Below are 25,558 nucleotides of genomic sequence, written 5' to 3'. Positions count from 1 at the left end.
GGTTCAGAGTTCATGGCTTCTGTAGCCATGAACCCCAAACTTCATTAAGTTATTTAGGCTTTTTCTCCGGCCCACTCAGGTTATTGATCAAAATGGGTTCTCCAAAACCAAGCTGCTTCATGCGATTTAACTGCGTTTTAGCATCACCAACTACCAGCCAAATCATTTGATCTTCGTTGAGATACCTTCGTGAAAGTTCTTTGATCTTCTCTACTGTCATGCCCTGAACAACCTCTTCTCTTTCTTTCACATAGTCATATGGTAGTCCAAGTTCACTGATGTTTTCAAGCATGTTCAGTTTTGCTCCTGCTGTTTCAAAGGCCCGGGCATTACTTTTAATTAAAAAGCCTTTGGTGGTCTCAAGGTCTTTGTCGCTAAAGGTTGAGCCGTAGTTGCTTAGAATCTCTTTAACTAATTGCGTAGACTCAAGTGTTACATTTGTTCGCACTCCACTGGAAATGGTAAAAGTACCATCTGTTTTGTTGCCTGAGAAACCAGATCTAATGCCATAGGTATAGCCTTTGCCTTCTCTCAGTTCTTGAGTAAGTCTTGAAGCAAAGCCACCTCCACCAAGAATGTAATTCATAACCACTGCGGGATAGTAATCTTCATCGGTGGCCGGCATGGAAGGATAGCCAATGGTAAGTACCGATTGTTTGGCATCGGGAACATCGAAGAAATAGACCTGCGATTTTTCCGGTGCAGAAGGTTTAGGAAGTTCGGGTAATACCACACTCTTAGCTTTCCAGCGAGATTCCAAACCCTTGAGCGATGCGACCAGGTCTTGTTGGGAGATGTCTCCGACCACATGGAACCTGGCTACTGAAGGAGAAATAAAAGAAGCATAATATGTCTTTAAGTCTTCTATCGTCAGATTATTCACTGTTTCAATAGTGCCTAATCGGTTTTGTGCGCGGATGTCGTTTTTGCCATAAATGAGAATGTCGTAGGCATTGGAGGCAATGGCATTTGGGTTGGCCTCTTGCTGTCTTATTTGACTTATGGTACGTTGTTTGGCAAGTTCAAACTCGGTCGTATCCCAGCGCGGCTCAAGCAATATTTCTTCCATAAGGGCCAGGGTAGCTTCATAGTTTCTGGCCAGTGTGTTAGCAGAAATTCTTATGCTTTCTTTTCCTGCATACACGCCAATAGAAGCCCCCAACTGGTCGATGGCCTCTTCCAGTTTTTCAGGGGTCTTGTTTTTTGTGCCTTTGGTCATAAGAGCAGCCATGAGATTGGCAGCTCCCAGTTTATCCATGCTTTCCAGTAGCTGCCCTCCATCTATCACCATGTTAATTTGAACCAGAGGAACTTCATTGTTCTCAATGCCATATACCTTTAGCCCATTATTGAGGCTAGTTTCATAAACTTCCGGAATCTGAACTTGTGGTGCCGGTCCGTAGGGTGGCTCTACAGTTCGGTCGAAAGATGATGAGGTTCTTTCATAACTGGCCTGAATGGAGGCATCGAAGGTTTCTTCCGCTCCTTGAACAATTTGCTCTTCCACTACCTGTGCCTGAACAGAGTTTTCCAGGGCCAAAGACTTCTGTCCTTTAGGTACAAAGCTGGTGGCAATGTAGTTTTTGTCTTTGATATACTTTTGGTACACTCGCATTACATCGGCCGTGGTTACCGCCAATATGTTTTCAATATCCTTTTTAATAAACCCGGGGTCGTTGGCAAAAATATTGTATTGAGCTAGCTGAAAGCCCTTGCCAAGTACACTGCTTAGGCTATTGTAAAAGCCTGTTTCTTGTCCGGCTTTTATTCGGGCAAGGTCTTTCTCTGTAATTCCTTCGTTTTCAAAGCGCACAAAGGCTTCGTTAATAGCTTCTGCTACTATATCCAGGTCGGTATCGGCATAGGCTCGAACGGAAAGCTGGAGTTGCCCGGCTAGCTCAGAAGTTCTGTTGTACATCTGTACGGAAGCGGTTAGTTTCTTGTCTTGAACCAGCACTTGGTTGAATGGAGCTTTTTTGCCAGAGGCCAGATATTGAGTGAGTACATCCAGCGCATAGCTGTCTGGGTGGTATTGCTCCACGGTAGGCCAGGTATAGGTGAGCTCCGGCAGTCTGGCAAAATTATCTTCATGGTACAGCTTTTTAGTGGCAGCTACCACACCGGGCCTTGGCTTTAGAGGTTCTATTTCTTCTCCTCTGGGAATTTCATCGAAGTATTTCTTCACCCATTCTTTGGCCTGTTCGGTATCAAAATCGCCCGAAACCACCAGGGTTACATTGTTCGGTACGTACCATTTTCGAAAGAACTCTTTCACATCGGCTAAGGTGGCCGCTTGCAGGTCTTCTAAAGAACCTATTACCTGCCAGTTGTAAGGATGGTCGGCAGGGTAGAGGTTTTTGTCTATAACATAGCTGGTATGGCCATAGGGGCGGTTGTCATTACTTTGACGTTTTTCGTTTTTTACCACTTGTTTTTCTTTGGCTAAAACGGGTTCAGTTACAGTGTTGATAAACCATCCCAGCTTATCGGCTTCGGCCCAAAGCATTTTTTCAAGGGCATCATTGGGAACGGTTTGAAAGTAGTTGGTGCGATCTCGTGAGGTGGAGCCGTTGGCTCCGGAACCACCCACCCGCGCACTTAGCTTGTCGAGCCCGCCTTTACCAAGGTTTTCCGATTCGAGAAATAACAGGTGTTCAAATAAATGGGCAAATCCGGTTCGGCCTTCTTTTTCGCGAGCCGAACCCACGTGGGCAGTCAGTGCTACAGCCACTACCGGGTCTGAACGGTCTACATGAAACACAACATCTAGTCCGTTGTCCAGCTCGAACTTTTCATAGGCTACATTGAAATCGGCTTTTGCCGATTCTTTTTGCTGCTGACAAGCCATAAGGGCAAAGAGCATCAAAAAAAGGGTGAGTAATTTTTTCATAGGTATACTTTCTATTGGCTAATTACCCATTTTGAACAGATTAATCAAGCAGTTATGATATGAGGCGTTCCTGGCATACAGGCAGTTGGTTTTTCCATTTGATATTTGCCGACAAAGCCTGAACTTGCCGCCACGAAATTGGACGATGAAGTATTACATCATTGCAGGAGAGGCTTCTGGCGACATGCATGCGGCCAACATGATGAAGGCCTTAAAAAAGCTTGATACGAACGCTTATTTTAGGGTTTGGGGCGGAGACCGTATGGCCAAAGAGGCTCAGGAGTTGGCCAAGCACATTAGAGAAACTTCCTTTATGGGTATTTTCAAAGTGCTCTGGAATATTCGCACCATAAAGCAAAACTTTAGATTCTGCGAGGCCGATATTCGCAACTTTCAACCGGATGTACTCATTCTTATTGATAATTCCGGTTTTAACCTCAGAATTGCCAAGTATGTAAAAGAAAGTGGTTTTAATACCAAAGTGTTCTATTACATTTTACCTCAGGCCTGGGCTTGGAAGCGCAAAAGGGTACACACTATTCATCAGTGGACCGACAGAATTTTCTCTATCCTTCCCTTTGAACCGGATTTTTATAAATCATATGGCTACGACATTGACTTTGTTGGGCACCCCATTATGGATGCTTTGGCCCAAAAGGAGTCACATCTATTAAGCCGAAAAGAATTTTTATCTGCTCATCAATTGGCCGATAGACCACTGGTAGCACTTTTGCCGGGCAGCCGAAAGCAGGAAATTATTGGCAAGCTACCTCGTATGTTAAAGGTAATTCCCCATTTTCCTGATTATGAATTTGTAGTGGCCGGCTCTGAAACCATTGATTTATCCCTTTACGAAAAGTACACCGAGGGCAGGTTAAAGGTGGTTTTTGGGGCCACCTATGACATTCTCCATCATGCATCGGCAGCCTTAGTTACTTCGGGTACAGCCACCCTGGAAACAGCACTGCTCGGTGTACCACAAGTGGTTTGTTATAAACCGGGTTGGCTAACATATAAGTTGCTCAAGCGCATTGTAAGTATCAAATACATTTGCCTGGTAAATCTTATTCTGGATAAGATGGCGGTTCAGGAACTTATTGAAGGCGATCTGAACGAACAGCGATTGGTAAACGAGTTGAAGCTTCTTTTTGATGAGGACAATAGGCAAAGAATACTCGCGGACTATGCCTCTCTTAAGACCAAACTAGGTGGAACTGGTGCCTCTGAACGTGTGGCACAGCTTATGTTCAATGAGTTGAAATATCAGGCCGCGGAATGATTTTGTATTCAGCGGCCCGGATATGGTTTTATTGAGCCGGAAAACCCGGACTAGCCATAACTTCTTTTATCTGCTCGATGTGCCTTCGGGTATGGGCCGAAAGGAACAGTACCGCCTGATAACCGTCTATGATTCCAAAGGGCAGGCTGGCATACTGATGTCTCATGGCATTGTTTGCTTCTTCAAAAGCTGCGATGTGACTCTTTCGGCTTTTTTGGAATAGTTCCAGAGCTTCTAAAGGTGCGACTTTAAGCTGAGAGGGCTCGAAGGCTTCATTGGTCTTTACTTTATTTGCTCTCGACTCTATGGCCGCTATGAGTTGCTCATCGGTCATTACTACCTCATCACGCCTGTCGGCTTTTGGCTCCGAAGCCCAGGCGGTGGCTACAAAGTAATTCCAAATATTATCTTCAGTAAGGGCAATGTGCTTAATGCATTCGGCAATAGACCATGCACTTTTATCGGGTTTGTAATTGAGCTGTGCATCAGATAGCCCTTTGGCTAGCCGAGATAGGGCGCTCTGTGTACTCTTTAGATGCTTTAGCGCCAGTTGCCGCTCTTCCTTGTTAATGTGTTGGGCCGATACTGACATGCAGACCCAGCACAAAACAACACTGATGGTTAAAAATGATCTTTTCATAAGGGTATAAATTAACTTGTTCTATACCCATCACGATTGGCCGCCTGAAAATGGGACAAAGGCCGATCAAAATTCTACTCACTATCTACACAGTCGTTGCGCTTGTAGTCCGTAATATGCCTTTCTTTTACCTCCTCGTGAATATCGGCAATGGTTACTAATAGGCCAGTTTCTTCAACGCCTCCAAAATCGGGATTGAAGGCAGTGCCAAAAGTCATCATGGTAGAGGACAGGTTCATGTAGATGTTAATGAGAGGGGGGATCCACTCACCACGGTCTTTCAAAAGCTTATGGAGAACTTTAAACCCATCGCTAAAAGGAATATCTTCTTGAAAGTATTCTTTGAAAACACGGTTATCGAATCCGGCAAATAGCTCCGTTTTAGGTGTACAAAGCTTCTGGTGATCGGGGAAATAGTGAGCCATGAATGCCAGTAGAATATCTCTGGCTTCGCTGTTATAGTTACGATACATGGTTACCTTGCCAAAGAAGTACTTTATTTCCGGATAGTTGGTAATGAGAGCTCCCAGGCCATCCCAAATGTTGGCCAGAGCAAATACGCCTTTTCTGGGGTTTACAGAAGGCTGATATTCCGGTTGTACCCAAGACCTGCCCAGCTCTATTGAAACGGGCAGATACTCTTCTTTCATTTGTTTGGAGAAATCAAAGTAGTGAGCTGTAGAGAGCTCAAACTCTCCGGTTTGAGGGTTCAGGGCCCTTGGTCCGGTAATAAAGCGGTAACCTCCGATTATCTCCTGATCTTCTCGGTTGTAGACAATCAGCTGTTCGTAGCAACGCTCATTGGTATCATACTCATCAATGTCAATTTCATGACCTGTTCCGCCACCGGCAGCTCTGAAAGAAACCTCTCTGAGCCTGCCAATTTCTCGCATAGTGTGCGGAGAATTATGATGATTGACAATGTAAATTTCATTGTTACCCTTGTGAGTGCACTGCACGAACCTTTCCCTGGTCAACTCATCTTCGATGAGCTCGCGTTCTACCGGAGGAATGATTTCTTTCTGTACCTTACTTTGCTTCATACGAGTCGTTTAAGACTGTCTTAATTGATAAACCCTTTCTTTTGTCCATGCGGCCCACTCTTTTTCCGACTTACTGTTGTCGAATGTATCTGGGGCGATGGGTTCACCAATAATGATGTCCATTTTTGTTCCTTTTTGCTTGAATAGCTCATCTACTAAAAAGAACATTTCAATATTTAGTTTTATGCCAAGTGCCTTACGGATGTTGGCCAGTCGATAAAACCGGTTGGTCAATCTCCCTTCAATATACACCGGAATGACCGGCTTTTTATACTTTTTTGCTTTGGAAACGAAGGTTTTCTTCCACTCCAAATCTCTAATTATACCTTGTTGTTTACGGCTCACCAGTCCGGCCGGAAAAATGAAGGTGGCACTGGAATCAGCAAATTGTTTTTCTACCTCCTGCAAAGAGCGAATGGCATTTTTTCCCACCTTATTTACCCCAATAAATCGTTCTTTAAGGTTTTCTACACTCAGCAAAAAGTCATTGACAATAAACCGAATATCCGGTCTAACGTCATTGACTGACGATACAAAAGCCACGGCATCGAAGCCCCCCAGAGGGTGGTTGCTCACAAATATGCAGCTTTGTGGAGGTGCGATTACATTCTCCTTTCCTTTGAGGTTGAGCTGTATGCCAAACTCTTCCATGGTCGCCTTACAGAACTCATAGGCACTGGCACCTTTCTGCTTAACCATAAAGGCATTTATCTCATCCTGATGAATGATTTTTTCAATGTAACGAATGATGAAACCGGGAAGCCACTTGACCAGCGAAGGGTTTTTACTGGCAATTAGCTTGCGAACATCAATGAACTTATCCATGGTTGAGTGACTCATCGAACAACCGCAAGTATAAGGCCATTTGGATGACATTTCAAAACAGAGTCAAAACTTGTATGTGCCTACATGAATAGTGCAAATAATGCAGGGAAGATTATTAAATCTGCCAATTCTTTTGTGGGGCGCTGTATGGAGGCATTTTCAATTTTTGTAACATGCAGTATGATCAGCAAAAATATTGAAGAGAAATTTCGGCTCATTACAGACTATTGGAAGCCCGGAATTGTAGCCGAGCTAAATGGTCAGTTGGTAAAACTGGCCAAGCTGAAGGGGGCTTTTGTATGGCATAGCCATGCGCATGAAGACGAACTGTTTTACGTACATAAGGGTACTTTGTATATGGAGTTTCGCGATAAAACAGAGGTGGTGCACCCAGGCGAAATAATAGTGGTGCCGAAAGGAGTGGAGCATAACCCTTATACCAGGGACGATGAGGAAGTTTGGGTAATGCTGTTTGAACCTGCTGCTACACTTCATACAGGCGAAGTAACTCATGAAAAGACGGACAATAATCAACAATGGATTTAGAATCTGTTTGAAAATGAATAACTTAGGTTAGTGTATGGCAACAATAAAGTTTACCTCTAATCTTAAACGCTTTTATCCGGATTTACGGCCTATTGAAGCGAATTGCAGCAATGTAAGAGAAGCCGTTGAACTTATTGAGAGTGAGTATGAAGGGCTGAAAGACTACATTGTGGATGAGCGAGGAAGACTGCGAAAACATGTCAATATTTTTATAGGCAACCAACTCATTAAAGACAGAGAAAAACTCTCTGATGCACTTAAAGCCAGTGATGAGCTTTATGTAATGCAGGCACTTTCGGGTGGTTAAAACTCATAACTAAAAAGATCCATGGCAGATAAAAACATTCTTCTCGTAGGTTCAAGAAAAGGGCTTATGGTATACCAAAGAGCTAAAGGCTCGCAAGAGTGGAAACATACCGATACCCACTTTCTGGGTATTCCGGTGAGTTTAGCAGCCATAGACGCGCATACCGGTTATTGGTGGGCTATGCTAGATCACGGACACTGGGGTTGTAAACTGCACCGCTCGGCCGATGGAAAAGTGTGGGAAGAGCTGGAAGCACCCAAATATCCGGAAGGTGAAGAAGTGAAAGATGGTGTACCGGCCACCACGCGCTATCTCTGGGCTTTTAGCCCCGGTGCAAAGAGCGAACCCGGAACAATATATATTGGAACAGAGCCCGGAGGGCTTTTTAAGAGTACCAATAATGGAGACAGTTTTGAGTTGGTTCGTGCCTTATGGGATCATCCAAGCAGGAAAGATCAATGGTTTGGTGGGGGAAGAGATTACCCCGGCATACACTCCATTTTGGTAAACCCTGAAAATCCGGACCACCTCTATGTGTCCATAAGTTGTGCGGGTACCTTCGAAACCACCGATGGAGGTAAAAGCTGGGAGCCAAGAAACAAAGGGCTAAAGGCAGATTTCTTGCCCGATCCAAATTCTGAAATAGGTCAAGACCCGCATTTGGTGGAGTGGTGCATGGCCAACAGGCAGGTTATGTGGCAGCAAAACCACTGCGGAATTTACCGTTCGGCCGATGGAGGTAAGAACTGGGCTGATATTAGTGAGGCTAATGGTCCGGCTAATTTTGGGTTTGCTATTGCGGCAAGTGAAACCAATCCGCAAAGAGCTTGGGTAGTGCCGGGTGTGAGTGATATGCTAAGAGTGGCCATTGATGGGGCACTCTGTGTGTGCCGTACAGACGATGGTGGAGCCACATGGAAAGCCTTTAGAAAGGGGCTTCCGCAAGAATCGGCCTATGACATTGTGTACAGGCATGCGCTGGATGTGGCCGGTAATACACTGGCTTTTGGTACCACCACAGGCAACCTCTATTTATCTGCCGATGACGGGGAGTCCTGGGAAGTTTTGAGTCATAATTTACCCATGATTCATTCGGTGGCATTTTGCTGATTTACAAGTAGTTTAGATTGTTTGGGAGTGATGGAATAAATATTCTGGTTTACAGTAAGTTCCCATTTATTACTCCTACCTTTGCGACCTCATTTTAAATAATACCTTTTTGTCAAATTTTAAATCATTAGGCCTATCTCCAAAACTATGTGAAGTGTTGGATCAGTTGGGTTTTGAACAACCAACACCTATTCAGGAACAGGCCATTCCACAATTATTATCGAATAATCCTACCGACTTTATTGGTCTTGCACAAACCGGAACGGGAAAAACAGCCGCTTTTGGTCTTCCGCTCATCGATTTGATAGACCTTGAAGACGATAGTACACAGGCCATTGTAATGGCACCTACCCGTGAATTGGGTCAGCAAACGGCCAAGCAGTTACAAAGCTTTGTGGCCAACCAAAGAAAACTAAACGTAGAAGTTGTTTACGGAGGAGTAGATATATCTAAACAAATCAGGGCCCTTAAAAAGCCCGTTCAAATTGTTGTGGCCACTCCGGGCCGATTGATCGACTTGATTGAGCGTAGGGCAGTGTCATTAGATGCTGTTCGTTATGTAGTGCTCGATGAGGCCGATGAAATGCTCAATATGGGCTTTAAGGAAGATATAGATCGAATTATTTCATATACTCAAGACGACCGGTCTATATGGTTGTTTTCGGCTACAATGCCACAAGAAATCAGGCGGATTGTAGACAAATACATGAACACGCCCATCGAAGTTGCGGTGAATACACACCAGAAGAGCAACCTGGATATTGCCCATCAGTATGCCATTACCAAAACGGCCAACAAACTGGCGGCTATTAGAAGGTTTTTAGACATTCAGCCCGATATGCGAGGCATAATGTTTTGCCGCACCAAAAGAGAAACCCAAGAGTTTGCCGATGCCTTCTCTAACATGGGGTATGGTGTTGAAGCCTTGCATGGCGATTTGTCGCAAGGGCAGCGCGATGCGGTAATGAAACGTTTTAAGGCACGTTCCATGCAGTTACTCATTGCTACCGATGTGGCGGCAAGAGGGATAGACGTAAACGACCTTACGCATGTAATTCACCATAGCTTACCTGATCAATTAGAGAGTTACACTCACCGTAGCGGGCGCACGGGCCGAGCGGGTAGAAAAGGAATTTCGCTGGCTTTTATTAACCCCAGAGAAGGCAGGAAGATAAAGGAACTGGAAAACAAGCTCGGAGTAAAGTTTGAGTTGGTTGAGGTGCCTAATAAAAACGACCTCAAATACAGCCGTATTAACCATTGGGCTAATCTTATCTTAAAAACTAAGGTAGATGAAGAAGTGAATGACCTGATGGCTCACCTGAATGAAGACCTTCTGGGCTTGAGCAAGAATGATTTGCTCAAAAGATTATTGTCTCTGCAGCTAGATCACCTGGCGGTTGACAATGGTACCAATTTTGACGAACCGGACGATCTGAACGAGGTTCAAGGCAAAAGAGAAGATAGAGGAGGGGCGGTGGTTAATCGCGATGGCTCTCAGCGTTTCTTTATAAATGTGGGAGACATTGATGGAGCCACAAAAGCCGACTTGGTACATTTCTTAGTAGACGTATCAGGTTACGATAAGGGGGCATTCAAAGAGGTAGAGGTGAAGAAGAACTGTAGCTTCTTTTATCTGGATCCGGTTTTGGGCAAAGACATTTCTTCTAAATTCAGAGGGATTAGCGTCAACGGGCGCGCAATACGGGTAAATGAAGATACTGATGGTCCTCCGAGAGATTCTAAAAAACAGAAGAACAGAAATAGGGAGTTTGGTTTTGAGAAACGAAACCGTAGAAAGGAGAGAGCCCGTCCGCCAAGAAAGGGCAGAAGAAGGTAATTTCTCTTACCGTTGACAGGAGTTTCTGTCTTTTGTAATTTCATTCTCCAAATTTAAACAGACAGTTTATGGGAAAAGGAGATAGAAAAACCAGAAGAGGCAAAATTGCCATGGGAACTTTTGGCAACACTAGGCCAAGAAAGCCCAAAACAAATACAACTACCACCAAAGCGAGCTCTGAAAAGAGCAAGAAGTCAGCAACCAAAGCCTGACGGGTAGAAAAAATAAGAGGCTGTTTTCTACGAATCTAATGGTATAGATTCAAAGGAAACAGCCTCTTTATAGTTTTAGCCCTTTTGTTTTAAAAAAGCACTCAGAGCTTATTTCAAACCGGCAATTAACTTCTGGTTTAACCTCACATAATCTGGGTTTCCACCTTCTTCGGCCAACTTCATGGACTCCTGAGCCGCTGCTTTTGCCTCAGTGTTTTTGCCAAGTCGGGCGAGTAGTTTGGCTTTCAGATGAATTACCCAGTATTGTTTTTGGCCAGAGCCTTCAATAGCCTTGTTGACCCACTCAAGGGCTTGTTGAGCATCGCGTTCGGTGTCGTAGTAGTAACCGGCTGCCTGAAAATAAACTCCCGGATTTTGAGGACTACCATCAATAACCTGACTTTTAATTTGGGCCATCACCTTTGCGTCTACATCACTCTCAATTTTGAACATGGCCTTGGTGTGTTCCCATTTCATGTTCAGATAAGCAGAGTTCATGGTAAAGTCCGAAAAACTTATGGTAAAGGTTTCATAATGACTGCTAGGGTGTTTTACAGGTACCTTAAAGCGCAACAAATCATCTTTTGAGTCATAACCCAATGAGCCCCACCAGGTAAGGTTTTTACTCAGAATAATGGTTGCTTCTTCTTCTGTAAATATGGTATATAAGGCATACTCACCAGCAGGAACCGGGTTTCCTTCTAGCTTTACGTCTTCGCTAAACGATATTTTGGTCGATGCATTGGCACCGGTTCTCCATACTTCGTTGTAGGGTATGAGTTCACCGGCCACTTTACGGCCTTTGGCACTAGGGCGTGAGTAAACCACTTTAACTTCGGATAGCCCAACGGTTCCTTTCAGTTCAAAGGTAGGGCTGGCGGCTGGCATTTGAATCTGGGCATAGCCAAGTGTTGCCACCATCAAAGCAATTGCACTAAGTATAATTCTTTTCATAAGGTTTAGTTTTGAGTATGTGAATTTATAAAAAAAGCTTCCATTCGTTGAATAGAAGCTTTGAGTTGTTTTTGGGACTTCGATTAGTTGGTTACTTCAATCGGAAATTTCACCGAAGTATTGCCCCAGGCCAGTTCAATGGTGGCTTTGTTTTTATTGTTCTTGTCAAAATCCTGCATCATAATGTAAAAGGTCTCGACAGAGTTGGCAGTTTTAGTAGCCTTGGCTTTGAAACGGATAACATCTTGCGACTCATCGTAGTTAGTGCCCCACACTTTGGCCTTGTTAATGATAATGGTCCATTCATTGTCGCCCGGAATGCTGTACATAGAATACTCACCAGCCGGCAGTTTTTGTCCGCCAATGGTTACCTCTTTGCTAAAACTAATTTTGGTGTTGGCATTAGCTCCAGTTCTCCAAACTTGTCCTTTAGGAGCCAGGGTTTCCAGCGATCTACCGTCAAGGCTTGGTCGGGAATACACCAGGGTCATTTCCGTATTACCAATCATTTGCGAAACTGTGGTAGTGGGGCTGGCAGCTGGTCCGCGTTGTGCCAGCACAACATTAGCGCTAAAAATAAAAAGTAGGGTAGCTAAAGCAATAAATCCTTTTTTCATTGTTGTTCGGTTTTTTTAATTCAACAAGTTAAACTCATTTGAGCGAATTTAGTTGCTTTGTGTCAGCTATGAAGCTTCAAAAAAGTTTTTATCTGCGCGAAAATGTTGTCCAGGTGGCAAAAGAAGTTCTGGGAAAAACAGTACATACCTGCGTCAACGGATACCATACTTCTGCGATCATTACAGAAGTAGAAGCCTATAGCGGTAGGAATGACAAGGCCTGCCACGCCAACAATGGAGTGAGAACCAAACGCACGGAAATTATGTACGCCCGGGGAGGTGTTGCCTATGTATACCTGTGTTATGGCATACACCATTTGTTTAACATAGTTACCAACGGTCGTAACAAGGCCGATGCGGTGTTGGTAAGGGCTGTTCAACCGGTTGAAGGCATAGAAACTATGCTGAAGCGTAGACAGAAAGTAGCGGTGGATAAAAGCCTTTGCTCGGGTCCCGGCACGCTCAGTCAGGCCTTGGGTATACACACCCGGGAGCATTACGGTCTATCGTTGCTCAGTGAGCGCATTTGGCTCGAAGATGCTCCATGCCTCAAAGAACATGAAATAGTAACCAGTACCAGAGTAGGGGTAGATTATGCCGAAGAAGATGCCCTCAAACCCTGGAGATTTTATATAAAAGACAATCCATGGATCAGCAGAAAATAGACGTACTACTCTCCATTAAGGTATGGGATCCTAAGCCTTGGGTAGAAGGCCTTTCTCAATCTACTTATATAAACCAAGTGCACTTATGGCCCACTGAGGCCGATTTAAGCCAGGTCTCAGGTCTGTTTGTGTGGAAACCTTTAGATGAAGGAGTGGTGCAAAAACTACCTAACCTAAAGTGGGTCAGCTCACTGGGGGCTGGTGTAGACCACCTGGTTAACGACCAACAAATACCCAGCGACATACCTGTTACCAGAATAGTAGATCCGTTTCTAACCCGCGATATGACCAACTATTGTATAATGGGGGTGCTTATGCATCAACGTAGTATGCAAGCACACTGGCAAAACCAACAGAAAGCAATTTGGAACAGGTTGTCTTACAGTTCATTGAAGGTAGGAGTTTTGGGCTTGGGAGAGTTGGGAGGACATTGTGCTAGCACTCTTGCACAATTGGGTTTTGAAGTTTTGGGCTACAGCAGAACACCTAAACAACTCCCTGGTGTTCAGTGCTTTAATGGTAGTGAACTCAAGCAGTTTTTAGCTCCGCTAGATGTGCTCATTAATCTTTTGCCGGTTACACCACACACCGTAGATATTTTGAACTTAGACCTTTTTGAACAGCTCAAAGAAGGTGCTTTCCTTATCAATGTGGCAAGGGGAAACCATCTGGTGGAGAATGATCTGCTGCTCGCTCTCGATTCCGGCAGACTTTCCGGAGCACTGCTTGATGTATTTAGGGAAGAGCCTTTGCCTTCAGGACATCCGTTTTGGAAACATCCGAAAATCAGAATTACACCGCACGTAGCTAGTGTAACCACTCCACAGTCGGCCATGCAACTGGTTTTGGAAAATACAAAGCGTTTAATAGAAGGGAGAGATTTGCTGCACAAGGTAAATCGGGAGGCCGGTTATTAGCTTTCAGGAAGCTTTCTGAACGTTTCAATTCACATTTTCGACAGTTAATGATCAACCGTATGTATTTCATTTGCAATAGTGAAACATATATATTTCATTTACTATTGTGAAAGTAATAACTCCGGCAACAGAATATGAAATGGTCAATCAGAATTCAAAAGGTCAGTAGTTTTCTCTTTTTATTCGTTATTTCCACCACCTGCCTGGCACAGAAACACGCTTTAGATGCTTCAGATATAAAAGAATATACCCGTTACTTTACTTTAAATGATGGTTTTGAAGGAGAGGGAGCAGAGCTTATTAAAGAAGAATTAGCATCGAGTCAATTTGTTTTGTTTGGTGAGCTTCACAATTCGCAGCAGTCGGCTCTTTTCTTCAATGAGCTGCTGAAGATTGCAGCAAAGCACCGTTACAATACGCTGATAGCTGAAGTAGGGCCGTTTACCGCAGAAGTTTTAATGAAATTGTCTGAAGTGCCTGAAGAGACTACAGGCAATCTTAGGCAACTCTACCAACGGTACAATAGCAAGAATAACAGATATCCGATCCCCTTTTTCAAAGGAAAGGAAGATGCGACTTTTCTGACAACTGCCAGAAAATTGAATTTCGATGTATGGGGAATAGATCAGGAATTTGCACTTGCCTTTCCTATGCTTTTCGACCAATTGGCAGGTCTCTATACGGGTGCAGATAAAGGAACTGTCAATAATGCTCTGGAGGACTCTAAAAAGGCCTGGAACAAAATCAGTGAAAAGCATCGAAGTTGTGAGTCTTTAGAAAACGCCACAATAGCAGGCTTTTTCAGTTTGTTCAGTTCTAGTAATGCCAAGGCACAGGAGTTGATTACGGCCATTAGAAAGTCCTGGCAAATCTATTGTCATTACGAAAATGGCGAGTATGGAAAAAACAATACCACACGAATCGCCTATATGAAAGAAAACCTTGAAAGGAAGTTGGAAGAAGCCCGGCAAGGAGACCAATATCCGAAAGTGCTTATAAAAATGGGCAGCTACCATACTACAAAAGTGAAAAGTCCAATCGGTTATAAAGATGTTGGTCACTGGGTAGATAGTCTGGCCAGTGAATTAGGTTCAAAATCAATGCATATCAGGTTTATGAGGCGTTATTGGCAAGGTAAAGACCAATTTAAATCGAAAAGCTACGCACCTGTTCAACTCTTTATGACTGTTGGTTTGCCAGACCAGTGGGCGCTTATAGACTTGAGGCCGATCAGAAGAAAAATAGCATCGGGTATCTGGACAGCAAAGCAATCTGAAATAAACGAAATATTTAACCATGACTTAATGCTCATTGCCCCAAAAGATCAATGGGTTGAAAACAACTTTTAATATGACCAGAACAAATATTGGTGAGTTTGAAGAAGTGGTGCTGCTTATAGTGGCCATACTTCATGAAAATGCCTATGGTGTCAGTGTGATGGAAGAAATTGAAAACCAAACAGGCCGAAAGATCAATATCTCTGCGGTACATTCGGCTCTGGATAGGCTGGAGTCGAAGGGCTTTCTCAAATCTGAAGTTGGAGGTGCAACAGCAGAAAGAGGAGGAAGGAGAAAGCGCTTTTTCAGAATTACGGTAGCGGGTCAGCAGACCCTTGATGCCATCCGTGAGCAGCGAAATCGTCTGCATGATCAAATACCAAATCTAGGTCTAAAGTATGTCGGCATTTAAACAGGAACCACCTCAGTGGGCTTTACGACTGCTGCGGTTTTATTGTAAGCCAAGAGCGTTGGAAATTATAGAAGGAGACGCCTATGAGCTTTTTTATAAGCGGGCTGCCACCGAAGGTCTAAAAGCAGCCAGGCGAAAGTTTTCGTGGGACGTGTTCAGGTTTTTTCGCTTTCGTTACATCAAAGGTCTGGAAGATTTTAACTCATTAAACAACATTGCTATGTTCAAAAACTATCTCAAAATATCGATCAGAAGCTTGCTTAAGCAAAAGTTTTACAGCTTCATTAACATCAGCGGACTGGCTCTTGGTCTTGCCGCTTGTTTGCTCATTGTACTCTACATAAGCCACGAACTCAGCTACGACAAGTATCATAAAGACATAGACCGAGTGTATAGAGTGGCCAATGGCCAATCGGGCAATTGGACACCCGCCAGGCTGGGCGCACAAATGAAGGCCGATTTTCCGGAGGTTGAAGAAGTGGCCCGTATCAATGGGCCTTTTAGCCAAACATTTAAGGTTGGTGACAAAATTTTCAGGGAGGAGAGAGGTTTTAGTGCCGACTCCACTTTCCATAAAATATTCACCGTGGAGTTTGTTGAAGGCCGTGCTGAAGGTGCCTTGAACAAACCGAACACGATAGTGCTTACTCAGTCGTTAGCCAACAAGTTTTTTGACTACGGACAAGCTTTGGGTCAGATAATTTATATTGATGGTGAAGCAACAATGGTTACGGGAGTGGTGGCCGATCCGCCAAAGAATACCCACTTCTATTACAATTACATATTGAGCTACCCACATGATTTTTGGGTAACCGTGGGTAACTGGACGGGTAATGCCTTTTTTACCTATGCCAAGCTAACCGAGCAAGCTACTCCAGAACAAGTGCATGCCAAAATTCCCGATTTTGTCAGAGAGCATGTGGGACCTGCGCTAATCAAGTACTCAGGTCATGCAACCTATGATGATTTTTTGGCTGCAGGGGGAAAGAAGTCATTTACTTTTATTCCCATGAAGGATTTGCACTTGCATTATCCTCATTTGGCTCTCGGGTCTAGTGGCAGCATAGACAATGTGTATATATTTTCAGCGGTGGCCTTGTTTATACTGCTTATTGCCTGCATTAATTTTATGAATTTGAGTACGGCACGGTCGGCCATGAGAAGCAAAGAAGTGGGCATGCGCAAGGTATTGGGCTCATTGCGCGGACAGCTCGTAGGTCAGTTTATGACCGAATCCGTTTTGGTTTGCCTCCTTTCATCGGTTTTGGCTTTACTCATTGCTTCTCTGGGGCTTGATGGTTTCAACCAACTGGCCAATAGAGACTTTGAACATGCTCAACTTTTCGAGGTAGCCACGCTGGCTAAACTGTTTGCCCTTATGATTGTGGTTGGACTCATGGCCGGTTCTTACCCGGCCCTGGTTTTGTCTTCTTTTCAACCCATTAAGGCCCTTAAAGGTGAGGCACAGGCCCGTGGTAAGGGTGGTGTTTTGCTTCGAAAAGGTCTGGTGGCATTTCAGTTTGCCATCTCCATATTCCTAATGGTGAGCACGGTGGTTGTGTTTTCACAGTTGCAGTTTCTCAAAAAACAAGACCTGGGGTTTGATGCCGAACAAGTACTTGTGGTTAAGAATGTATCCAGGCTTGGAGAGAAGGCTCAGGTAATGACTCAGCGTTTGGAGCAGGTGCCAACGGTACAATCCGTAAGCCTTTCCAGTCAATATCCCTCCGAATGGATTTCCGATTGGGGCTATCAGACCCTGGAAGATAATCCGAGAAGCTACAGTTTCATTAATATGTTTGCTACGGCCGGTTTTCTGGAAACCATGAACATAGAGCTGCTCAAAGGCCGCAATTTTAACCGACAATTAGTGTCAGATACCTCTAATATACTCATCAATGAGGCGGCTGCCCGGTGGCTGGGATGGGAAGACCCCATTGGAAAAAAGCTTTCCCGAGGTAATGGCGAAGACTACACTATAATTGGTGTGATGAAGGATTTTAATTTCAACAGTCTCAAGCGTGGAATCAGTCCCTTTGTGCTTAGACTGATGACAGACGATGGGCATGCCGAAGGAGGCTGGTATGCAGGCAACTACCTTGCCCTAAAGGTTTCGGGTAACTTCCAGGAAACGGTGAGTTCAGTAGAAGATATTTGGAAAGAAACCATTGCCGATGAGCCCTTTGAATATGTCTTTTTAGACGACTCTTTTAATGCACTGTATGAAGAAGAAGAAAGGTTTGGACAATTGTTTACAGCTTCTTCGGGGCTGGCCATAGCCATCGCTTGTCTGGGTTTGTTTGCCTTGGCAGCATTTACTCTTCAGCGTAGGTTCAAGGAAATTGCCGTACGGAAGGTTTTGGGAGCTTCAGTAAAAAGCCTGACGCTTATGGTGATCCGTAATTTTACTTTTCTGGTGTTTATTGGGGCTGTAATAGCCATTCCTACGGCTTATTTAGTAATGAAAGGCTGGTTGGCGGATTTTGCCTATCAAATGAACCTTAACAATCCTCTTATTTGGCTGTTGCCGGCTCTTTTTGTAGCAGTAATTGCATGGCTGACGGTTGGTTTTCAGTCCGTGAAAACCGCCATGAGCAATCCGGTAAAGGCACTACGCAGCGAATAGCCGATAATGGAAAAGAGACTGTTATGACTCTTGACTCTGCTCTGCCATTAAGGGTATGGTGCAGTTCGCTTCATAGCAGTCTCTTTAAATAACTCTTAGTGGTTTTCTAGTTTTCGCCAGGAGGAGTGATCATAATATGCGCTCTGTAAAGCCCGGGAAACATTACCCACGGATGCCCTTTACCGTTGGGGCTAATGGGCAGTCCGGTCGATTCAGCTGTGGCCAATGGGGTATATATAACGTACCGAAACTGACCGCCTTCAAGGCTATTCGTTTCCGGATTGTAGCGCGCATTCTCTCCATAGTAAATGGCCAAGGTAGATCCGTAGTTTGGCTTCTGAAGGCTTCCGTTTTTCATTTCATCTTCTCGGATCTGTAAAATTTCTCCACGGTTTTTGCCTTCGGCCCGCAAGGCTCTGCCTCGGGCCATAAAAGGCTCCACATCTACAGGGTAACTCACCACCTCAAAGCCGGGACTATTGGGGTCGTCTGCCCGAACAATGAAATTGTTGGTTCCTTTTCTTAGGGTTATCATTTCGCCTTTTTCGTTAAAGCCATAAACATGGGCTCCATCTCTTACGGCTGCCGGGGCAGCTAAAACAGCCGATTTAATCTGATCTTCTTTGCTCATTTGCTGTGCCGCAAGGCTGCCCGACATTAAGGCAAAGAAGCTGGCTAGTAAAATTTTCTTCATTTGGTTTGTGTTGGTTAAGTGTTGGTTGTAGCTATTCATTGCTACGCATATCTAAAGGTAGCCAATAGCTTACACACTTTGCATACGGTGAGTAGTGCGAGTGGTTTAACCTTTTCTTTTAAGCACCTTGGTCTTGGTGAAATTGCTAAAGTCTCTAAAACCCTCTTTAGTAAAAACTGACTTTATCACCTTCCATCGTGTTAAGGGTTCTTGTTTGGGTTTTTCTGCAGAAGGAGTTGGTGCAGAGGGCCTTTCCATAGGCTTACCGGTGCCAGGCGAATAACCCACCAATTCGTTTGACCTGTTAAAACTCTTTTTAGACCTTTCTATATAACCTAATTTTTCTTCAATAAGCCCTTTGTTGTTTAAGGTTATGGCATCGTCAGGGTCAAGCTCCAAAGCCTTTTCATAATCGGCTAAGGCTTCCTTACTTTGCCCAATACGATCTTTGAAAAAAGCTCTGGAAGACCAGCGATAAGGGTTTTGTGGTTCTAGTTTCAGAGCCAAATCGAATTGAGTCAGAGCCTCATCGTTTCGGTTGTTGAGGTGCAGAGCTACTGCAAAATCACTAATGAAGGTGGCATTTTCCGGATGCAGTTCAACGAGTCGTTTAAAGTCGGAGAGGGCCTCAGTCAATTGTTCGTTTTTAGAAAGTGCGCGAGCACGATTGTATAGTGCAGCGACATGATTAGGGTTCTGGTTTAAGGCCTGATTGAACAATTCAATGGCTTTTTTGAAATCATTTGATCGGCAGGCTTCAATTCCTTTCTCAACTATCGATTCGATCATTTTGGGGCTTTTTGCAAATATAAACACCTCATAAAAGTCTTGGTTCGATTTCCCTTGAAAATAGAATGGAGGTTGTATATTTGACTTCTGATCATGGCAGTGACTCCCGACCAGATTTTAAGCGATTTGAAAGCCGGAAAATATGCTCCGGTTTATTTTTTACAGGGGGAAGAACCCTACTATATCGATCAGATATCTGATTACATCGAAGACCATTGTTTGGCCGAAGCCGAAAAAGGCTTCAATCAAACCATTATGTATGGAAAAGATGTGGCTATGAGCCAGGTGCTTACAGCGGCAAGGCGTTTTCCTATGATGGCCGAACGACAGGTGGTGATTGTTAAAGAAGCCAAGGATATTCAGGATATTAACAAAGAGGAAGGGCAGAGCCTGCTCATAAATTATCTCGATAACCCTGTGCCGAGTACCGTCCTTGTGTTTGCTCATAAACACAAAAAAGTGGATGGGCGAAAACCTCTGGCAAAGGCTCTTTCTAAAAAGGCTTTGCTGCTCACCACTACCAAGTTGCGAGACTATGAGGTGCCTAAGTGGATTGAGGGCTTTGCCAAAGAAAAGGGTTTCAATATTGGTTATCAGTCGGTGCAAATGCTGGCCGAATACCTGGGCAATAATCTGGAGCGTCTTAGCAACGAAGTCAACAAAATTGCCATTAATTTAAAGCCGGGAGAGGAAATAACTCCGGCCCACATTCAAAAGTATGTGGGTATCAATAAAGACTACAATGTGTTTGAGCTCCAAAAAGCTATCTCTACTGGCGATGTGCTTAAGGCCAACCGCATAGTGAATTATTTTTCAGCCAATATCAGGGCTAATTCCATTATTCCAATGATAGCCGTGTTATACAGCTATTATACCAAGCTATTGCTGCTTCATAGTGCCAAAGATAAATCGGACAGTGGCCTTGCACGTGCCATGGGGCTTCCTCCTTTTGTGGTAAAGGAGTATAAAGTAGCGGCCAACAGGTATCCTCTTCAGAAAGTAATGCAATGTATTTCGCACCTGAGAGAGGCAGACCTTAGGTCTAAAGGAGTAGACTCCGGCTCTATGCCCGAAGAGGAGATTTTAAGAGAATTGGTGTTCAAACTTATGCATTGAATTGTTCTATGGAGCGCAACAATATTCAACCAACAAAAGAGTTTAGGAATAAAGTGAGCAAATACAAATTGATGAGGAACGTACTAACGCTTGTTACCATCAGCCTTGTAACGCTCGGGTCATTAAAAGCTCAAAGTACTTTACACCAAAACAGCGACAACAAATACTATCGGTTTGGACTGGAGTTGCTGGATAAGGAAAAGTACAGTGCTGCCCGTGAGCAGTTCGAAAGGTATTTATTGGTAGGATCTGATGAAATTAAAAAGGCCGATGCAGAGTACTATGTCGCCCTTTGTGCCCTAAACCTGAACAATGCAGATGGGCCGCAGCTTATTTCTGAGTTTGTGAAGAAACGGCCCAGCCACCCGAAAGCTTCCAAAGCCTACTACAATTTGGGGGTAAATGCTTTTAAGGTAAAAGATTACCAAACCGCTAATAAATATCTCAAACTGGCCAATCTGAATGCACTCAACGATCAGGAGAGAGCAGAGACTTATTTTAAAATTGCCTATTCAGCCTTTAGCCTCAACCGAAAAGAAGAATCCATAGAATACTTCGATTTGGCCAAGCGCGAAAACGGAGATTTTCAAGCCGATGCGAACTACTATTCGGGCTTTCTGGCTTATGCCGATGCGGAATACGATAAGGCCATTGTAGACCTTCGTAAGGCTGAAGAAAGTGAAAAGTATAAGTATCGCGTACCGATTATGATCACCAGCTCATACTTTAAGCAAAAGCGATACGGAGAAGTACTGGCCTATGTGGGTAAGTTTAAAAATGTAGACGAGGAGCGCAAGCGAATGGATTACCTCTATCAACTGTATCAGTTGGCAGGAGAGTCGGCATTTGCTGAAGCCCGCTATGATGAAGCTTTGGAATTTTATGGCTTATACCGCAAGCTGGCAGCTCAAAGCATTAGTAATGAAACACTCTATCGTATAGCCTATGCCAACTTTGCTGTGGGTAATGCCGAACCGGCCATTGAAGACTTTAAGCGGGTGGCTTTAAAAGAAGACACTCTTGCGCAATACGCCTCATATTATCTGGGGCAGCTTTACGTAGAACAGAGCAACTATGTATTTGCCACTTCTGCGTTCGACAAAGCCAGCAAACTGCCTTTCAATAAGGAAATTCAGGAAGAATCGGCCTTTAATGTAGCCAAAGTCAATTTCGAATCGAAAAATTATTCTCAGGCTATTACCTCTCTTGACCGATTCATCAATCAATATCCTACCTCACAATACATTCCTGAAGCCAACAACCTTTTGTCTGAGGCTTTTCTGAATACAAGCGATTTTACCCGGGCCATAACCTTTATTGAACGCATTAAGAACAAGAGCCCTAGAATTCAGGCCGCATACCAGAAAGTGACTTTTTATAAAGGAACAGAGTACTTCAACAGTGCCAACTACACCAATGCAGTGCAATTATTCGATAAGTCTTTGACTTACCGAATAGATAGTGATTTGGAAACTGCTGCTCTATTTTGGAAGGCAGAAGCTCTGGCCACTGCTCGAAACTATACCAATGCCATAGACGCTTACCAGCAAGTATTCAGAACCCGTAACCGAGACTCTGAATATTACTTAAAGGCCAACTATGGTATTGCGTATGCCTATTACAATACGCGCGACTACCCCAATGCCCGTATCTATTTTAAGCGCTATGTAGATGCCCTGGAAGGTGCACAAAGCAAATTGAACTATGATGATGCACTTTTAAGGTTGGCCGATTGCTACTACGTAGATAAGGCTTATGCCACGGCCATATCGTACTACCAGAAAGCCATAGATACCAACAACCCGAACATTGACTATGCCTATTTCCAAAAAGGAGTGGTTAAAGATTTTCAGGATAAGAGCGATGAGGCCATAGAAGCTCTTGATGTAGTGATCAACAGGTATAGCCGTTCCAGATACTACGATGACGCCATTTATAAGAAGGCGCAAATTCAACTGGAAAACAGGGAGTATAGGGCTTCCATTCAAGGATTCAGTCGCATAATCGATCGGTTGGAGCAAAGCCCCTTTATTCCCTATGCCTATGAAAGCAGGGCTTTGGCATACTTCAACCTAAATGAATTGGAAAAGGCAGAGGAAGACTATAAAACCATATTGGATAAGTACGTTACCAGTAGAGTGGCCAACTCCGCACTTTTGGGCTTGCAGAATACCCTTAAACTCAACGATAAAGTATTGGAGTTCGATCAGTACCTGGCCAAATACAAAAGTGCAAACCCAGACAATCAGGCTCTTGAAAACATAGAGCTGGAGTCTGCCAAAAACCTGTATTTCGGTCAGCAATACAATGCTGCTATTGGAGCGTTTGAAGACTATGAAAAGAATTATGCAGGAAGCCCACTAAGGCATCAGGCTAAGTTTTATAGGGCCGAGTCTTACTACCGCCTTAACAACACTGATAAAGCACTGGAATTGTATTACGAGTTGGATCGCGAAGCCCAGGTGACTGACATAGATGTGGTTTTCCAAAGAATAGGAGAGCTGCAATTGAAAGCCGGAGACTTTGGCGAAGCGGCCAATTACTACAGTAAACTGGAGAAAATAGCCATTTCCAAGCGTCAGGAAAACGATGCGTGGGCGGGGCTTTTGGAGGCCCATTTCAATTTGGGACAATACGACCAGATGAGAACCTATGCCCGAAACATTATAACCAAAGGCAACATTAGTCAAGACCAGGTCAATAAAGCTCAGTTATACCTGGCTAAGGCCTCCTATATTGAGGGTAACTTTAATGTAGCCATCGATGAACTTCTCTCCACCATTAATACTGCTAAGAATAAGTATGGGGCAGAAGCCCAGTTTTTACTCGGTAAAATTTTCTATCAGCAAGGGCAATACCAACAGTCATTGACTACTCTTTTTGAGTTTAATGAGAATTTTTCCGATCACGAAGAATGGCTGGGTAAGGCCTTTTTGTTAATTGCCGATAACTACATTGCCCTCAATGAGTTATTCCAGGCCAAGGCCACCGTAAACTCCATCATTGAATATTCCGAAGTGGTTGAAGTGGTAGAAGAGGCCAGAAAAAAATTAAGTGAAATAGAAAAGATGGAAGAAGCCTTGCGCCAGAAAGAAATAAAAGGCGATAGCACTCGAATGGACTCAACTCAGGTGAAGAAAGGAGGCAACAATGAATAAGCTAATTAAAGCGACATGGGTTGCAGGCTTTTTGTGCCTGGCTTTGCCTGCAGTTGCTCAACAAGGACAGGGCAGCCAACTGGAAGAAGCAGAGATTGTTATTCGGAAAGATCGAAGAATTACTTTGCCACCGGCCACACGGAATTTCGAGAAAATACCTCAATTGCCGGTTAGTGAAACTGATACCAAGCAAGAGTATACTTTCAAGCGTTTCAGTTACAGGCTGAGCCCCTTAGAACCGACTTTCAGAACCGTAAATTTTCAAGGTAATGAGCGCATTTCTGAGCTCACCAGCAACTTCTTAAAACTAGGCTATGGCAATTATCAAACGCCTTATTTAGAAGGTTATCTGGGGTCTAAGCGTCAAGAGTCTTATCTGTTTAATCTGTACGTGAGACACCTGTCATCTAAAAACGGTCCAGTATTCGATGAAAACTCAGGGGAAGGAAGAACTGAGGCCGCCATTGGAGCCAAGTACTTTAGCAATGTAAACAAGGTGTCTGGCTCTATGAACTATAGCAATCATAAGGTTCATTTTTATGGTTATAATCCGGTGTTGAACTATGAAGCCGGTCAAATAGAGCAGAAATTTACTCGCTTCTCTACCAACGTGCTTATAGAGAATGCCAACAAAGAGCAGAATTTCGACTATCACTTTAAAACCGACTGGATTTTCTTTAAAGACAACTTCGATGCACGTGAAAACAAGTTTAACTTCGATGTAGGTGGCTTTTATATTATAAATGACGACCTACGATTGAGTGCCGACTTATTGGCCACACTCTCCAAACGTCAGGATTTACAGGAAGACAACCGTAGTTACCTCAACTTCAGGCCCAGAGTCAACTATCAAACCAATGGCTTTACCTTCAAAGCCGGGTTCAATCTGGCCGGAGACAATGGCTACAACAAGGGATTGCATTTCTACCCAACCATTAAAGCCGATTATGCGCTTAGTTCGGGTTTTAGAATTTATGCCGGAATCGATGGCGATATTGAGTTTAACTCTGTAGAATCTTCAGTTAATGAGAATCCGTTTCTCATGGCCAATTTCGACCTGAGAAATACTGAAAAGAAGAGTGAGTATTTTGGAGGTCTGGACTTTGAGCTTTTTGAAGGATTTACCCTTAGCTCAGGATTTAGCTACGCCTCGCTCAACAACCTCCAGTTTTTTACCAACGGATCGGATTCCACACGTTTTGAGATTCTCTATGAAGATGGAACCACCCGAAGACTCAATGTATTTTCGGCCATTAATTTTGAGAACACAGGAAAAGTGAGAAGCTCGCTTCGCTTTGATTATTTTAATTACGCATTGGCCAGCTTAGAGGAAGCCTGGCATAAGCCCAATTTTAAAACAGCCTTCAATACTACCATTTTCCCAATTAAGAAGCTCACAGTCACCACAGACCTTTATTACTTGGCAGGACTAATGGCTTTGAACAGGGAAACGGCCCAGACTTTTGAGCTCGATGATATAATTGACCTGAATTTGGGTGGAAGGTATGAGATAAATGAACGATTTGGCGTATTTTTGCAGATAAACAACCTGTTCGGCAAAGAATACGAGAGGTATCTCAACTATCCATCGCGTGGTATTCAATTCTTAGGTGGATTATCAGTGGCTTTCTAGTCTTACTC

At 43.8% G+C, this 25,558-nt stretch carries 22 protein-coding genes; 14 read left to right on the top strand and 8 right to left on the bottom strand.

From position 1 onward, the window contains the following. Positions 1–49: 49 nt before the first annotated feature. Positions 50–2,890, bottom strand: a complete 2,841-nt coding sequence (locus tag B3O12_RS14300) for a M16 family metallopeptidase (RefSeq protein ID WP_286756774.1) — start codon at positions 2,888–2,890, stop codon at positions 50–52. 145 nt (positions 2,891–3,035) lie between these two features. Here B3O12_RS14300 and lpxB point away from each other — a divergent pair, with 145 nt between their 5' ends. After that, a complete protein-coding gene (lpxB, locus tag B3O12_RS14295) occupies positions 3,036–4,169 on the top strand; it encodes a lipid-A-disaccharide synthase (RefSeq protein ID WP_286756773.1) in 1,134 nt (377 codons plus the stop codon). Between the two features lie 28 nt (positions 4,170–4,197). Here the strand turns inward: lpxB and B3O12_RS14290 are convergent, their stop codons facing one another. The 3 genes from B3O12_RS14290 to B3O12_RS14280 form a co-directional block, all read right to left on the bottom strand. Beyond that, entirely contained in the window at positions 4,198–4,809 is a 612-nt protein-coding gene (locus B3O12_RS14290) for a DinB family protein (protein ID WP_286756772.1), read from the bottom strand. A 74-nt stretch (positions 4,810–4,883) separates the two neighbouring features. Continuing rightward, positions 4,884–5,852, bottom strand: coding sequence for a GNAT family N-acetyltransferase (locus B3O12_RS14285; RefSeq protein WP_189631383.1), 969 nt, complete (start codon positions 5,850–5,852; stop codon positions 4,884–4,886). 9 nt (positions 5,853–5,861) lie between these two features. Further along, positions 5,862–6,677: a glycerol acyltransferase gene (locus B3O12_RS14280; RefSeq protein WP_229838736.1), complete on the bottom strand. Its 816-nt coding sequence runs from the start codon at positions 6,675–6,677 to the stop codon at positions 5,862–5,864. A 180-nt stretch (positions 6,678–6,857) separates the two neighbouring features. Here B3O12_RS14280 and B3O12_RS14275 point away from each other — a divergent pair, with 180 nt between their 5' ends. The 5 genes from B3O12_RS14275 to B3O12_RS14255 all read left to right on the top strand — a co-directional run bounded on the left by B3O12_RS14275 (position 6,858) and on the right by B3O12_RS14255 (position 10,692). Continuing rightward, on the top strand, positions 6,858–7,223 hold the full coding sequence (locus B3O12_RS14275) for a cupin domain-containing protein (protein WP_189631381.1): 366 nt from the start codon (positions 6,858–6,860) through the stop codon (positions 7,221–7,223). A gap of 34 nt (positions 7,224–7,257) precedes the next feature. After that, entirely contained in the window at positions 7,258–7,530 is a 273-nt protein-coding gene (locus tag B3O12_RS14270; RefSeq protein WP_189631380.1) for a MoaD/ThiS family protein, read from the top strand. 21 nt (positions 7,531–7,551) lie between these two features. Next, complete coding sequence (locus B3O12_RS14265; RefSeq protein ID WP_286748263.1) at positions 7,552–8,640, top strand: WD40/YVTN/BNR-like repeat-containing protein; 1,089 nt, start codon at positions 7,552–7,554, stop codon at positions 8,638–8,640. 109 nt (positions 8,641–8,749) lie between these two features. Beyond that, a complete protein-coding gene (locus B3O12_RS14260; RefSeq protein ID WP_189631378.1) occupies positions 8,750–10,480 on the top strand; it encodes a DEAD/DEAH box helicase in 1,731 nt (576 codons plus the stop codon). Between the two features lie 68 nt (positions 10,481–10,548). Beyond that, entirely contained in the window at positions 10,549–10,692 is a 144-nt protein-coding gene (locus B3O12_RS14255) for a 30S ribosomal protein THX (protein WP_189631377.1), read from the top strand. 108 nt (positions 10,693–10,800) lie between these two features. On the opposite strand, the gene B3O12_RS14250 is transcribed toward B3O12_RS14255, so the two are convergent. Together B3O12_RS14250 and B3O12_RS14245 are read right to left on the bottom strand one after the other, a co-directional pair. Then, positions 10,801–11,646 carry a DUF2911 domain-containing protein gene (locus B3O12_RS14250; RefSeq protein ID WP_286756771.1) on the bottom strand — a complete coding sequence of 282 codons (846 nt, stop codon included), beginning with the start codon at positions 11,644–11,646 and terminating at the stop codon, positions 10,801–10,803. 83 nt (positions 11,647–11,729) lie between these two features. Further along, entirely contained in the window at positions 11,730–12,263 is a 534-nt protein-coding gene (locus tag B3O12_RS14245) for a DUF2911 domain-containing protein (RefSeq protein WP_189631375.1), read from the bottom strand. Positions 12,264–12,331: 68 nt separating this feature from the next. Between B3O12_RS14245 and B3O12_RS14240 the strand changes: the two genes are divergently transcribed. The 5 genes from B3O12_RS14240 to B3O12_RS14220 all read left to right on the top strand — a co-directional run bounded on the left by B3O12_RS14240 (position 12,332) and on the right by B3O12_RS14220 (position 18,160). Continuing rightward, complete coding sequence (locus tag B3O12_RS14240; protein WP_286756770.1) at positions 12,332–12,928, top strand: DNA-3-methyladenine glycosylase; 597 nt, start codon at positions 12,332–12,334, stop codon at positions 12,926–12,928. After that, complete coding sequence (locus B3O12_RS14235; RefSeq protein ID WP_286756769.1) at positions 12,910–13,845, top strand: 2-hydroxyacid dehydrogenase; 936 nt, start codon at positions 12,910–12,912, stop codon at positions 13,843–13,845. The genes B3O12_RS14240 and B3O12_RS14235 overlap by 19 nt, the downstream gene beginning before the upstream one ends. 134 nt (positions 13,846–13,979) lie before the next feature. After that, a complete protein-coding gene (locus B3O12_RS14230; protein ID WP_286756768.1) occupies positions 13,980–15,194 on the top strand; it encodes a hypothetical protein in 1,215 nt (404 codons plus the stop codon). Between the two features lies 1 nt (position 15,195). Continuing rightward, positions 15,196–15,534, top strand: coding sequence for a PadR family transcriptional regulator (locus tag B3O12_RS14225; RefSeq protein WP_286756767.1), 339 nt, complete (start codon positions 15,196–15,198; stop codon positions 15,532–15,534). Continuing rightward, positions 15,521–18,160: an ABC transporter permease gene (locus B3O12_RS14220; protein ID WP_286756766.1), complete on the top strand. Its 2,640-nt coding sequence runs from the start codon at positions 15,521–15,523 to the stop codon at positions 18,158–18,160. The genes B3O12_RS14225 and B3O12_RS14220 overlap by 14 nt, the downstream gene beginning before the upstream one ends. A 106-nt stretch (positions 18,161–18,266) precedes the next feature. Here B3O12_RS14220 and B3O12_RS14215 read toward each other — a convergent pair whose 3' ends face one another. Beyond that, positions 18,267–18,854 carry a hypothetical protein gene (locus B3O12_RS14215; RefSeq protein ID WP_286756765.1) on the bottom strand — a complete coding sequence of 196 codons (588 nt, stop codon included), beginning with the start codon at positions 18,852–18,854 and terminating at the stop codon, positions 18,267–18,269. A gap of 105 nt (positions 18,855–18,959) precedes the next feature. Further along, a complete protein-coding gene (locus B3O12_RS14210) occupies positions 18,960–19,643 on the bottom strand; it encodes a tetratricopeptide repeat protein (protein WP_286756764.1) in 684 nt (227 codons plus the stop codon). Between the two features lie 93 nt (positions 19,644–19,736). Here B3O12_RS14210 and holA point away from each other — a divergent pair, with 93 nt between their 5' ends. From holA to B3O12_RS14195, 3 genes are all read left to right on the top strand, one after another. Beyond that, complete coding sequence (gene holA / locus B3O12_RS14205; protein WP_189631367.1) at positions 19,737–20,759, top strand: DNA polymerase III subunit delta; 1,023 nt, start codon at positions 19,737–19,739, stop codon at positions 20,757–20,759. Between the two features lie 71 nt (positions 20,760–20,830). Beyond that, positions 20,831–23,917 (top strand): tetratricopeptide repeat protein, encoded by a 3,087-nt coding sequence (locus tag B3O12_RS14200; protein ID WP_189631366.1) that lies wholly within the window; start codon positions 20,831–20,833, stop codon positions 23,915–23,917. Continuing rightward, positions 23,910–25,550: a hypothetical protein gene (locus B3O12_RS14195; protein ID WP_286756763.1), complete on the top strand. Its 1,641-nt coding sequence runs from the start codon at positions 23,910–23,912 to the stop codon at positions 25,548–25,550. Before B3O12_RS14200 ends, B3O12_RS14195 begins: the two co-directional genes overlap by 8 nt. Positions 25,551–25,558 lie beyond the last annotated feature (8 nt).

Origin of the sequence: Roseivirga sp. UBA838 (genome assembly GCF_002296035.1) — a bacterium.
Taxonomy (GTDB): domain Bacteria; phylum Bacteroidota; class Bacteroidia; order Cytophagales; family Cyclobacteriaceae; genus Roseivirga; species Roseivirga thermotolerans.
The sequence above is the reverse complement of the archived record's forward strand: the minus strand, read 5'-3'. Positions and strand labels throughout refer to the sequence as shown.